This window comes from Dechloromonas aromatica RCB (assembly GCF_000012425.1).
Map to the genome: position 1 here is coordinate 1,040,918 of NC_007298.1, position 13,052 is coordinate 1,053,969.

The 13,052-nt window shown below is 58.9% G+C and carries 8 protein-coding genes; 3 read left to right on the plus strand and 5 right to left on the minus strand.

What is annotated here, in order from left to right; translation table 11 throughout:
• Positions 1–25 precede the first annotated feature (25 nt).
• The 3 genes from DARO_RS05010 to DARO_RS05020 all read left to right on the plus strand — a co-directional run bounded on the left by DARO_RS05010 (position 26) and on the right by DARO_RS05020 (position 3,618).
• Positions 26–1,510 carry an NADH-quinone oxidoreductase subunit M gene (locus DARO_RS05010; RefSeq protein WP_011286726.1) on the plus strand — a complete coding sequence of 495 codons (1,485 nt, stop codon included), beginning with the start codon at positions 26–28 and terminating at the stop codon, positions 1,508–1,510.
• Between the two features lie 12 nt (positions 1,511–1,522).
• Positions 1,523–3,007 carry an NADH-quinone oxidoreductase subunit NuoN gene (nuoN, locus tag DARO_RS05015; protein ID WP_011286727.1) on the plus strand — a complete coding sequence of 495 codons (1,485 nt, stop codon included), beginning with the start codon at positions 1,523–1,525 and terminating at the stop codon, positions 3,005–3,007.
• Between the two features lie 68 nt (positions 3,008–3,075).
• A complete protein-coding gene (locus tag DARO_RS05020; protein ID WP_011286728.1) occupies positions 3,076–3,618 on the plus strand; it encodes an NUDIX hydrolase in 543 nt (180 codons plus the stop codon).
• Between the two features lie 97 nt (positions 3,619–3,715).
• Here DARO_RS05020 and DARO_RS05025 read toward each other — a convergent pair whose 3' ends face one another.
• The 5 genes from DARO_RS05025 to DARO_RS05045 form a co-directional block, all read right to left on the minus strand.
• On the minus strand, positions 3,716–6,610 hold the full coding sequence (locus tag DARO_RS05025) for an adenosylcobalamin-dependent ribonucleoside-diphosphate reductase (protein ID WP_011286729.1): 2,895 nt from the start codon (positions 6,608–6,610) through the stop codon (positions 3,716–3,718).
• A 307-nt stretch (positions 6,611–6,917) separates the two neighbouring features.
• Positions 6,918–8,963 carry a bacteriohemerythrin gene (locus DARO_RS05030; protein ID WP_011286730.1) on the minus strand — a complete coding sequence of 682 codons (2,046 nt, stop codon included), beginning with the start codon at positions 8,961–8,963 and terminating at the stop codon, positions 6,918–6,920.
• 2 nt (positions 8,964–8,965) lie between these two features.
• On the minus strand, positions 8,966–11,206 hold the full coding sequence (locus DARO_RS05035; protein WP_011286731.1) for an ATPase, T2SS/T4P/T4SS family: 2,241 nt from the start codon (positions 11,204–11,206) through the stop codon (positions 8,966–8,968).
• A complete protein-coding gene (locus tag DARO_RS05040) occupies positions 11,203–12,408 on the minus strand; it encodes a sensor histidine kinase (RefSeq protein ID WP_011286732.1) in 1,206 nt (401 codons plus the stop codon). The genes DARO_RS05035 and DARO_RS05040 overlap by 4 nt, the downstream gene beginning before the upstream one ends.
• The gene (locus DARO_RS05045) at positions 12,405–13,049 is read right to left on the minus strand and encodes a GTPase domain-containing protein (RefSeq protein ID WP_011286733.1); all 645 of its coding nucleotides are present in this window, start codon (positions 13,047–13,049) and stop codon (positions 12,405–12,407) included. The genes DARO_RS05040 and DARO_RS05045 overlap by 4 nt, the downstream gene beginning before the upstream one ends.
• Positions 13,050–13,052: the final 3 nt, after the last annotated feature.

Consider the following 13,052-nt stretch of genomic DNA (forward strand, 5'->3'; position numbering starts at 1 on the left):
AGTTCGCAGAAAAGCAAGGAATAACATGTCGACTTACCCGTTGCTATCTCTCGCAATCTGGATTCCGATCTTCGCCGGACTGGTGGTGCTTACCACCGGTGGCGACCGGAACGCACCGCTGGCACGGATGCTTTCCCTGGTTGGTGCAGTTGCCGCTTTCTTGATCACTATCCCGCTGTGGACTGGTTTTGATGTCGCCAACGGTGGCATGCAGTTCGTGGAACTTAAAACGTGGATACCGCGTTTCAACATCAACTACCATCTAGGTGTTGATGGCATCTCCATGCTGTTTGTGGTGCTGAATGCCTTTATCACGATCATCGTGGTGGCAGCCGGTTGGGAAGTTATCCAGAACAAGGTTGCCCAGTACAACGCAGCGTTCCTGATCATGTCCGGCCTGATGAATGGCATCTTCACTTCGCTGGACGGCGTGCTGTTCTATGTGTTTTTCGAGGCCTCGCTGATTCCGCTGTACCTGATCATTGGTGTTTGGGGCGGCCCGAACCGTGTTTACGCCGCGTTCAAGTTCTTCCTCTATACCCTCTTCGGTTCCCTGCTGTTCCTGCTGGCCCTGATGTATCTGTTCATCCAGTCCGGTGGCAGCTTCTCGATCCTTGAATGGCACAAGCTGCCGATCGCTCTCGGTCCGCAGATCTGGCTGTTCCTGGCTTTCCTGATCGCCTTCGCCGTCAAGGTTCCGATGTGGCCTGTGCATACGTGGTTGCCGGATGCCCACGTCGAAGCGCCGACGGGCGGCTCCATCGTCCTGGCAGCCATCGCACTGAAACTTGGTGCCTACGGCTTCCTGCGGTTCTCGCTGCCGATCGCTCCGGATGCCTCGCATGAACTCTCTGGTCTGGTTGTCGCGCTTTCGCTGATCGCTGTCGTCTATATCGGCTTTGTTGCCCTCGTTCAGGAGGATATGAAGAAGCTGGTGGCCTATTCATCCATCGCCCACATGGGCTTCGTCACGCTGGGTTTCTTCATGTTCAGCGCGATGGGTATTGAAGGTGCGCTGGTTCAGATGGTCTCGCACGGCTTTGTTTCCGGCGCGATGTTCTTCTGTATCGGTGTCATGTATGACCGTGTCCACAGCCGTCAGATCGCCGATTACGGTGGCGTGGTAAATACCATGCCGAAGTTCGCGGCCCTGTTCATGCTATTTACCATGGCCAACTCCGGTTTACCGGCAACCTCCGGCTTCGTCGGTGAGTTCATGGTGATTCTCGGTGCTGTCAAGTTCAATTTCTGGGTAGCCTTCGCCGCAGCGAGTTCGATGATCGTTGGTGCTGCCTATTCGTTGTGGATGTATAAGCGCGTCATCTTCGGTGACGTCGCCAATCACCATGTAGCCGAACTTAGCGACATCAATATGCGTGAATTTGCGATCCTCGCAGTGCTGGCAGTCGCCACGCTGTGGATGGGCGTCTATCCGCAGCCTTTCACCGAAGTCATGCACGCCTCGGTCAACGACCTGCTGCATCACGTTGCCATCAGCAAGATTCAATAAACGGTAGCCGACATGTTCGACAATTTTGTTGTCCCCAATCTTCTGCCCGCTGCGCCGGAAATCTTTCTGGCGACGATGGCGCTGGCCATCCTGATGATCGATTTGCTGGTCAAGGACAGCCGGCGCACGGTCACCTTCGTGCTGACCCAGCTTACGTTGATCGGTTGCGCCGCGATTCAGTTTGCGACCAGTACCGGCGAGATTACCTACACCTTCAGCAATATGTTTGTGGACGATTTGATGTCCGACCTGCTGAAGTTGTTCCTCTACATGACCGTTGTCATTGTGATGTTCTACTCGCGTGGTTACGTTATCGACCGCGAGTCGATGAACAAGGGGGAATACTACGTGCTGGCGCTGTTCGCAACGCTAGGCATGATGGTGATGATTTCCGCCAATCATTTTCTGACCATCTATATCGGTCTGGAACTGCTCTCGCTGTCTCTCTACGCGATGGTCGCCATGAATCGCGACTCGGTGGTTTCCACCGAGGCTGCGATGAAGTACTTCGTTCTTGGTGCCCTGGCTTCCGGTCTGCTCCTCTACGGTATGTCGATGATTTACGGCGCCACCGGTACTCTGGAAATTACCGGCATCGCCGAACGCCTCTACGGTGGCGGCGTTAACAAGAGCGTGCTGGTCTTTGGTCTGGTTTTTCTGGTTGCCGGTCTCGCTTTCAAGCTCGGTGTCGTACCGTTCCACATGTGGATTCCGGACGTTTATCAAGGCGCTCCGACCTCGGTTACGTTGTTTATTGGCTCTGCCCCCAAGCTGGCTGCATTTGCCATTGTCATACGCCTGCTGGTTAATGGTCTGATTACCCTGGCTGCAGATTGGCAAGCCATGCTGGTCATCCTGTCTGTGCTATCGATGGCTATCGGTAACCTGGCCGCCATTGCTCAGACCAACCTGAAGCGCATGCTGGCCTATTCCGCCATCTCGCATATGGGTTTCATGCTGCTCGGTATCGTGACCGGTGTGGTCGGTGGTGATGCGCGCTACGCCTTGAATGCCTACAGCTCGTCGATGTTCTATGTCATTTCGTACGTGCTGATGAGTGCCGGTACCTTCGGCATGATTCTGATGATGTCGCGTGCCGGCTTTGAAGCTGAAGAACTCGATGACTACAAGGGTTTGAACAAGCGTAGTCCGTGGTTTGCCGGAATCATGCTGATGCTGATGTTCTCCATGGCAGGCGTTCCGTTCTTTATCGGCTTCTTTGCCAAGTTTTCGGTGCTGCAGGCGGTTGTTGCTGCCGGTCCTGGTTATATGTGGCTGGCCATCGTTGCCGTGCTGTTCTCGCTGATTGGTGCGTTCTATTACCTGCGTGTCGTCAAACTGATGTATTTCGACGCACCGGCTGACGAAACTCCGCTCTCCGCTCCAATGGACATGCGTATCCTGATTTCTGCCAACGGCCTTGCTGTTGCGCTGCTCGGTATCTTCCCGCAGGTGATCATGTCGCTCTGTGCCTACGCGCTGTTGCGATCGCTCTGATGCTGGCCTGAAAACAAGTTTGCAGAACGCCCCGCCAGTCGGGGCGTTTTATTTTGTGGAGTTTCGTTATGTCGCATGATGCACACTTGATCGAATCGGAAGTCTCGACCGAGACGGTTTTTGCGGGCGCCTTGCTCAATGTACGCAAGGATTGTGTCCTTCTACCTAATGGCAAGGAATCAATCCGCGAATACATTGTTCATCCCGGTGCTGTTGTCATCCTGGCGTTCCTGGACAATGGCAATCTGCTGTTCGAGCGCCAGTACCGCTATCCGTTGCGTCGGGTCTTTCTCGAATTGCCGGCCGGCAAGATCGATCATGGTGAAGCCATCATCGATACGGCCCGGCGTGAACTGAAGGAAGAAACGGGCTACGTTGCCAGTGAATGGGAATACCTTGGCATGATGCATCCGTGCATCGGCTACTCCGATGAACGCATAGAGATTTTCGCCGCTCGCGGCCTGCATCTGGCCGGTGAAAGGGAACTCGATCACAACGAGTTTCTGGATGTGATTGAACTATCACCAGCCGAAGCAAAGCAGGCAGTTTGGGATGGTCGCATCACTGACGCCAAAAGCATCACTTCCTTGTTCTGGCTGGATCGTCCCTAGGAACAGGAAATTGACCACCTTGATGGTCGCAACGACGTAACGAAAAAGGCCCCGGAAAATTTCCGGGGCCTTTTAATTTGATGCTTGGGGTAACTCTTTAGCCGCAGGTACCAACAGCCCCGCAGGCCGTGCAAAAGTCACAGCCATCCTTGCGGATCATCGTGTGGTTGCCGCATTCGCTGCACAGTTTGCCCTGGGTTGGCAGCACCTTGTTGCTGATGGTGTCTTCTGGCGCTTCCAGGATGCCCATTTGTTGCAGCGGGAATCCGGTTTCGTCGAGAATGCCGAGCATGGCGTAGCGATGGATGATCAGGTTGGCGATGTAGGCCACTGTGGAAGGATAGGTCTGCTGTTTGCGCGAACCCGGCACGAAGGCCATGAAGTCGCCGAGCGGCTCGGAGTAATCGATCAGCTTGCGCAGCTTCATGCCGATCCAGGCCGGGTCGAGGACGCGCATGTCGAGCGACAGCAGCTTGGATAGGCCATCAAGGGCGCGCGGGTAGTTGCCGGAGAGCCACATCGAATAGGGACGGGTAACGCCGTCGGGCAGGGTGATCTCCTTGAGGCCGAGGACAAAGTCTTCGCCGGTTGAAGGATTGTTGATGTCCACCGTCCAGGACAGCGTGCCATCGGTGCCGGTCTTCGGTTCCTTGGCGCTGAACAACGCATCCTTCACCGGCGTCGGGCCTTCGTGCTTGAAGGCGCCGAGTTGTTCGCAACGCCAGCTGATGACCTGGGCCATTGCGGAAACGACGGATGGCACGCGTTTGCGCTCGCCGTGCGGCGGCATCGGCATTTCGAAAGAGTCACCCGGTGTTTTGGCCAGCGCTTCCAGCTTCATTTCCAGCCAGGCATGGTCGTTGGCGCGCATGTCCATCGACAGGGTCTTGGCGACGGCACCGAGGCCGCGCGGTTCGGCCGGCCCGTTGGCCCAGACTTCGAACGGCCAAGCACGGCCTTCCGGCTCAACGTGGCCGACGAACAGCGCGAACTTGCCGATCGGCGAGTCGAGCATGTAGGTCCAGCACAGATTGCCTTCCGGCAGGTTCGGACGACCCGGCCAGCGCAGGCTGGCGAGCACGGGGGCCGGCAGATTCTTGATCGACAGGCGGCGGTTGGCGTCGGAGACGAAATCCTGCGGCGCTTTTGCATCTGCGTCGGCCTTGGCCGGCTCGCTGCTGGTCACCGACAGCACGGAACCGAGCACGCTGTTCGGGCGGTAGGTGGCCAGACCCTTGAGACCGGATTTCCAGGCGCTCATATAGAGATCCTGGAAATCAGTGTAGGGATAGTCGGCCGGTACGTTAACGGTCTTGGAGATCGAGGTGTCGATGAACGGGGCAACGGCGGCAACCATGTCGCTGTGCGCTTGGGCAGAGATTTCCAGAGCCGTGACAAAGAAGTCCGGCAGCTTGGAAACGTCGCCGCCACGGTGCTTATAGAGACGCCAGGCGTAGTCTTCGACCGAGTATTCCTTGATCGTGCCGTCCTGCATGCGCTTCTTGCGGTTGTAGGTCCAGGAGAACGGCGGTTCGATGCCGTTCGAGGCGTTGTCGGCGAAGGCCAGTGAAATGGTGCCGGTCGGCGCGATGGACAGCAGGTGCGAGTTGCGCAGGCCGTGCTTGCGGATCTCGGCCTTGACGTCGGTCGGCAGGCGCGAAGCGAAGTTGCCGCCGGAGAGGTAGAGTTCGGCGTTGAATAGCGGGAAGGCGCCGCGTTCCTTGGCCATTTCGACCGAGTACATGTAGGCGGTGTCGCGCATGAATTCGCTGATGCGGGCAGCCATGGCGCGGGCTTCCGGCTTGTCGTAGCGCAGGCGGAGCATGGCCAGCGCATCGCCCAGGCCGGTGTAACCGAGGCCGACGCGACGCTTGTTGGCGGCTTCCTGCTGCTGGCGCTCAAGCGGCCAGTGGGTGGCGTCGAGGACGTTGTCGAGCATGCGGGTGGAGATGCGGATGACTTCGGCGAAGGCGTCGAAATCGAACTCGGCCTGCTCGGAGAAGGCGTCCTTGACGTACAGGGTCAGGTTGATCGAACCCAGGCAGCAGCAGCCATACGGCGGCAGCGGTTGTTCGGCGCAGGGGTTGGTGGCCTCGATCACTTCGCAGTAATTGAGGTTGTTGTCCTTGTTCATGCGGTCAAGGAACAGGATGCCCGGCTCGGCGTGGTCGTAGGTGGACTTCATCACCTGGTCCCACAGATCGCGGGCGCGCACCTTACGGTAAACCCAGATGCCGTCTTCGCGCTGATAGGCGCCAGCGGCGCGCATGTCGGCGTTCGGCTCGGCGCGGTGCAGCAGCTCGACATCACCGTCGGCGTCGACGGCTTCCATGAACGGGTCGGTGACGCCGATGGAGATGTTGAAGTTGGTCAGGTCGCCCTTGTCCTTGGCGTGGATGAATTCCTCGATATCAGGGTGGTCGCAACGCAGCACGCCCATTTGCGCGCCACGGCGGGCACCGGCGGATTCGACGGTTTCGCAGGAGCGGTCGAACACCCGCATGTAGGAAACCGGGCCGGATGCGCGCGACTGGGTACCCTTGACGCGGGCGCCCTGGGGGCGGATGGAGGAGAAGTCATAACCGACACCGCCACCACGACGCATGGTTTCAGCGGCCTGGGCCAGCGCGGTGTAGATGCCGGGCTTGCCTTCGGTGTTTTCGACGATGGAGTCGCCAACCGGTTGCACGAAGCAGTTGATCAGCGTGGCCTGCAGGTCGGTACCGGCGGCAGAGTTGATCCGGCCGGCCGGGATGAAACCGTTTTCCTGGGCCCACAGGAACTTATTTTCCCAGTGGGCACGGTCGGCTTCCTGCTCGACCTGGGCCAGCGCGTAGGCGACGCGGCGCCGCACGTCGTGAACGTTGGTTTCCTTGCCCTTGGCGTATTTTTCGATCAGCACTTCGCCGGAAATTTCCTGCTCCGGCAGCGGGGAAAACTCCGGTGCAGCGGGGATGTCTGTCAGCGAAAGCTGTTCGGCAATTTTGCTCATCAAGGGCTCCTCTACAAAATTCTGATTGTCTGGGTTATTAATCTTGGAATGTTGCAAAGCTACTAGATATAGTGCCCAAAGGCAATGTCTTGACTATATGCGGTGTTTTGTGTGTTTGTTGTTTGGGATGCCGTTGGGGTAAAAAAAGCCCGAAAAAACAAAGCTCCGGGCACCTTGCGGTGGCCGAAGCATGTTCAAAATATTTTTGTTCGGAGGCCGTTATTGAGCGACGTCTTGTGTCTTGTCGTTGGTCCCGTTTGCGGGGGCAATGAGCACATTGGTGCTGCCCCTGCCCGCTAAGGGGAGGTCATTTTTCCACGCCCTGAATCGGTAGCCAGAACTTGAAAGTTGTTCCTTGGCCCGGGGTGCTGGCGACATCGAAACGTCCTCGATGTTTTTTGACAATGATGTCGTAGGAGATCGACAGCCCGAGGCCGGTACCCTGGCCGACCGGCTTGGTGGTGAAGAAGGGGTCGAATACGCGGTGGCATACTTCCGCCGTCATGCCTTTACCGGTGTCGGAAATCTCGAACCAGACATGGGCGTTCTCCTGGCCGGAACGGACCGTGATCCTGCCGTGTGTCTCGATGGCCTGTGCGGCATTGACCAGCAAGTTCATGAAAACCTGGTTGATCTGGGCCGGTACACACTCGACTTCAGGGATATCGCCCAGATCGCGGACCACGTCGGCTTTGTATTTCAACTCGTTCCAGACAACGTTCAGGGTGCTTTCCAGGGCAGCGTTGAGATTGGCCAGTTGATATTCGGCCTGATCGACACGGGAAAAGTCCTTGAGGTCCTGGACAATCTTGGTCACGCGTCCCAAGCCCTCCTGGGATTCGATGAGCAGGGAAGGCAGGTCTTCACGCAGAAAGTCGATGTCGGCCGCTCGCCGGGCAGCCTCAATTTGGGCAGGGTCGCCGCCTGCCGCGACCGCTTCATAGGCGTCGACGACGCCGAGCAGGTTGTTGATATAGGTCTTCAGCGTTCCCAGGTTGGAGTTGACGAAGCCGACAGGGTTGTTGATTTCGTGGGCGACGCCAGCCGCGAGTTGGCCAATTGCCGCCATTTTTTCCGACTGCAGCAATTGCTGCTGGGCTTCTTCAATTTTTGAAAGCAGGACTTCGAGCTCGCGCCGCTCGTTTTCCAGTTCGGTATTGGCGGTGGCCAACTGGGTCGTGCGTTGAACGACCAGGCTTTCCAGCTGGTTCTGGTGTTGCAGCAAGCTTTCCTGGGCGCGGTGCCGTTCGGTGACGTCCTGCAAGGTCTCGATTGCACCGATCAACTCACCATTGGCGTTGCGTAGCGGGGCTGCCGTGAAAGCCAGCCACAAGCCATTCGGCCCCAGGCCTTCAAAAAAGGCCTCGCCTTCAAACGCATCCTGAATCAATGAAGAGCGCCTGAAGCGATCCTTGTAATATTCCTCGTACTGCGCTTCCAGGCTGCCATTGACGATCAGGTCCGCCATCACCGGGCGGTATTCCTTGTAGAAGGCCTTCCAGTGTAACTGGGTCCCCACCATCTCTGCGCTGGACAGGCCGCTGACCACGGCGCAAGCCTTGTTCCAATGGGTGATCCGATGCTGGGCATCGATCACGAAGGTCGGCACCGGATCGCCATCGATGATCTGGGCAAGCAATTGCTCCATGCCGCGCTTGGCGGCCTCGGACCGCCGGTGTTCGGACTCGAGCAGCTTTTTCTGGGTGATTTCAATCTGCTTCATGGCCAATTGCAGTCGCCCTTGCTCGACCAGCAACTGTTGATTGGATTGCATCAGATCAGCTGTTTGTGCTGCGACTTGCGCCCCCAGGCTGGCATTGAGCTTCTCCAATGCCTCGTTGCGACTGGCGACCATGCGGAACAAGGCGTTCATCGCATCGAGCAGGCTGGCGGTCGACGGGTCATGAGGGATTCTTTTCTCGGCCTCGAAAGCCGCTTCCGGCGCGGCCCCGGCACGGATCTTTGCGATCTGGCGGGCCATCGACTGATCAATACCGAGGATGTGATGAGCCAGCCAGCTACTGAGGAAACGCAGCAGATATTCAACATCGGCTTTGCCGCCCTGGAACTCCAGCATTTTTCCGACTTGGCGGGCAAATTCCTGATGCACCGCGACGTGCGCCTGAATGAAGCGGGGGTCACAATGCATCTGCTCCATCAGCTCCTCCTCGTGTCCGAAGTGCATCACGGCATAGTTGGCCAAGCTGGCCAATACCCGCTGGATATCGTCATCCTGCGCCGGCACGGATTGGTGTTCGATGACCCAGTTGATGATACGCACCAGTTCCTGATGCTCCTCATCAACCTGCGCTTCTCCTGTCATGTAGCGCTCGTTCCAGACAAATGCGTCCATTTTTAGTCCTCTCCGGCCTGTGGGCCGAGAACACGCAGAATTTCCTCCAGGCTGGTAGCGCCGGACTGAACGCGCTCCAAGGCGTGGCAACCAATGCCCCGCAAGCCTTTCTGGCGGACCAGGCGACGAATTTCCAGCACGCTGGCACCGCTGCCGATCCGGTCGCGTAATTCGTCATCAAGCGCCAGTACTTCATACAGACCGACCCGCCCTTTGTAACCCGAGCCATGACAGTGGTTGCAGCCGGCGCCGCGATAGCTTCGTTCAAGCAGGGCAAAGTGACCGCCCAGTCTTGCCCGCAGTGCCGGCTCGGCATCGACCTCGGTACGGCAATGCGGGCAGATCTGGCGGACCAGTCGCTGAGCGATGATGCCTTCCAGCGCCGTGGCGACAATATAGGGTTTGAGGCCAAGGTCGAACAGGCGAGCAATCGTCGCGATCGCCGAATTGGTGTGCAGGGTCGAATAAACGAGGTGGCCGGTCAGGGCGGCATGAAAAGCCACCTCGGCGGTTTCGAAGTCACGGATTTCGCCGAGCAGCACAACATCCGGATCCTGGCGCAACAAGGCACGCAAAATGGATGGGAAAGTCAGACCGATCTTTTCCTTGACCAGGACCTGCCCGGCCATGTCGAGGTAGTACTCGACCGGATCTTCGATGGTGACGTAGTTCTTGTCAGGTGTTGCATCGTGTTGGAGCAGCGAATACAAGGTGGTTGTCTTGCCGCTGCCGGTCGGGCCGGTCGCCAGGATGATGCCCTGCGGCCGGGCCACCATGTCGGCGACGCGCGGCAGGTCGACGGGCGAGAAGCCAAGGCGGTCCAGCGTATGCACCGTTGAATTGCGGTCGAGAATGCGCATGACCACCTTCTCGCCGTTGATCGTCGGCAGGGTGGAAATGCGCAGATCCACCATGCGCATCGGCGTCTTGACGGTGATCCGGCCATCCTGTGGTCGCCGGCGTTCGGAAATGTCCAGTTCGGACATGATCTTCAGGCGCGACACCAGCGACTGGTGCAGGTGGTGCGGGATCTGAATCTTGTCGGTCAGCACGCCGTCGATCCGGTAGCGGACGACAACGGACTTGATCCGGGGTTGGATGTGGATGTCGGAAGCGCCGAGCCGGATGGCTTCGAGAATGATTGCGTTGGCCAGACGGATGGCTGGCGGGGCCTCGGTTTCGCGGAGCAGGTCTTCGAGCTGGGCGGTGTCCTCCTCCTCGATGACGATCTCGATCCCCTCGTAAGGGTCCGGGCTGCTGACCAGGGTCTCCAGTTCCTTGAAATCGACGCCGCCTTCGCCGTACAGCTCATTGATTTTGTTGCGGATTGCCTCGGTGTCGGCCGTGACAATTTTCAGGTCGAGACCGGCCGTGAAACGAACTTCGTCGATCAGGCCCTCGTCGAGCGGGTCTGCCATCGCCAGCAGCAGGCGCCGGCCTTCCAGCTTGAGCGGGACGACCAGTTGGCGCTGGCAGAAACTGTGCGGGATCAGCTCGGCCAGCACTGCATCGATGCGGAATTCTGGTAGCTGGACCTCGTCGATCAGCATTTCCGACTTGAGCAGGGTGCGAATCTGCCGCTCGCTGATCCAGTCCTTTTCGAGGAGCAGGGCGATCAGCGGCTCCTTGCGTCGCTCCTGCAGCAAGGTCAGTTCCTGCAACTGGGCCGCGTTGAGCAGGTTTTTCTTGTGCAGCATGATGCCCAGTCGACTGCGGTGGGTCACCGCCAGGCGATTCAGCGCCGAGATTTCCTTGGATTTCTTCTCGTTTTCGGTCTTCAGAACCCGGTTGCGGGTGATCAGGTCGAACTGCTCCAAAGCCAGTGCGACGGTGACACGCAGATCGTCATCGTTCCACGGCTTGAGGATGAATTTGTATACCGCACCTTCGTTGATGGCGCCCATCACGGCATCGGTATTGGCATGGCCGGTCAGCATGATGCGGATCGTTTCCGGTGAACGTTGCTTGACCTCGCGCAGGAACTGGGCGCCGTTCATGCCAGGCATCATGAAGTCGCTGATGATCAGCTGGAAATTGCCCTCTGCCATGCGCTGCAGACCTTCGTTGCCGCTGCCGGCAGTCACGACTTCATAGTTTTCCTGACGGAATACGCGCGTCAGCGCCTTGACGATGCCGACTTCGTCATCGACGATCAGCAGGCGGTATTTCGGCGGCGTCAGGTGACTGGCCGGCGCTTGCGGCGTGCTGGTCTGGCCGGTGAAGAGTGCCGAATAGTCAGTCATGGTGGTGTCGGAAAACTGAGGTTGATCGTGGTGCCTTGCCCCGGTTCGCTGGCAATCGTGAGATGGCCGCTATGGGCGAGGACGATGTTGCGAGCAGTGCTCAGGCCCAGTCCGGCACCGCTGCCGACCGGGCGAGTGGTGAAGAAGGGCTCGAAAGCACGTTCGCGCTGCTCGGCACCCATGCCGATGCCGTTATCGGAGATGCTGATGGCAACTTCCTGAGGGGTGAGGCGGCTGGAAATGCGCACGACACCGGAGTGGCCGGCATCCTGGATGGCCTGTACCGCGTTGTGGATCAGATTGTAGAAAAGCTGGTTGAGATGGCCGGGCAGGCAAACGATGGCCGGTAGATCGCCCAACTCGACCTGCAGGCTGACCCCGGGCGGCAACTGCCGCTCGATGACGCTGATCGCATGGCGGATGCTGTCGTTGAGGTCAGCCAGCTCTTCAGTGGCGCGATCGACATTGGAGAAACTCTTGAGGTCGGCCACGATGCGGGCGATCCGTTCCAGCCCCACGGCCGTCTCGCCGAGCAGGTCGAGGCCATCTTCGAGCACGAAATCCATGTCGAGTTCGCGCCAGGCGGTCTCGACATCGTCCAATCTGGTTTTCAGGGTCGCCAGCTTTTTCAGGTAGAGGCTAAAGGTACTCAAGTTGCTGCGGGCGAAACCGAGCGGATTGTTGATCTCGTGCGCCATGCCAGCCGCCAGCTGGCCGACCGAGGCGAGCTTCTCGGCCTGGTAGAGCATCTGCTGGCGTTCGTCGAGCTGGGCGACCTGCGCCTTGACGCGGCTCTCCAGTTCGCCGGCCAATGTCTTGTAGCGGGTCTCCGATTCGAGCAGGCGGGCATGTTCGCGCTTCAGGGTCTCGAAATCCTCGGCTACCGCTTCCAGATGCAGGCTTGAAGCCATCCTGAAGCGGACCTGGATGCGCAGCAACTGGGTCAGGAAGCCGGCACCGGCTTGCAGCGTGCCGGGCGCCGCTGTCGTGCTGGCCAGGTAGCCGATGGGCTCCAGTTCCAGGGTCAGGGCTTCGCGGCCCGCCTTGCTATCGACAACGCCCCAGAAAGTTTTTCCGAGCGCATCGACGATAGCGGCATCGCCACCGAGCAGTTGCGCCAGTAAGGGGCCAATGCGCTCGAGTATGGCTGGTTCGAGCAATTCGGCCAGGCTCCATTCGCGGTCGAAGGCAAGCTCGCTCATGCTCGTCCCAGTGCGCCCGCGACGAATGCGGCTTCGTCCAGGCCGTGCTCGCTGGCCAGCGCCAGGTTATCGGCGTGGCGGCGATAAAGCGCGGTGAGCAAGGTGCGGAAGGTTTCTGCCACCCCGCGGCCATCGAGGGCGATGGCGAAGACCAGCGGCCACGGTGCGGCGCTCCAGCGTTGGCGGATTTCTGCCTCGGGGACGGCGGTGGGCAGGTCGCATTTGTTGAACTGGACGACCAGCGGCAGGTGTTCAAAATCCAACCCGACCCGACGACAGTTCTCGGTCATGCTCTGGAAGGATTCAGCGTTGTTGGTTTCCTGTGTCCGCTCGGCATCGGCGACGAAGACGACGCCATCGGCGCGTGATAGGACGGCTTTGCGCGTGCCGTCGTGGGCGATCTGGCCGGGCACGGTGAACAGGCGGAACTTGATCAGCAGGCCGGAGGGAGCGCGGAAACCAAGCGGCAGCAGGTCGAAGAACAGGGTACGGTCGTCCTTGGTCTCCATGGTCATGATCTCGCCCTTCAGCTCCGGGGCGAGCAGGTCATGCAGACGCAGCAGATTGGTCGTCTTGCCGCTCTGCGCCGGCCCGTAGTAGACCAGTTTGAAGCTTAGGCTGTTGTCCTGACGCTCGGTCATGAT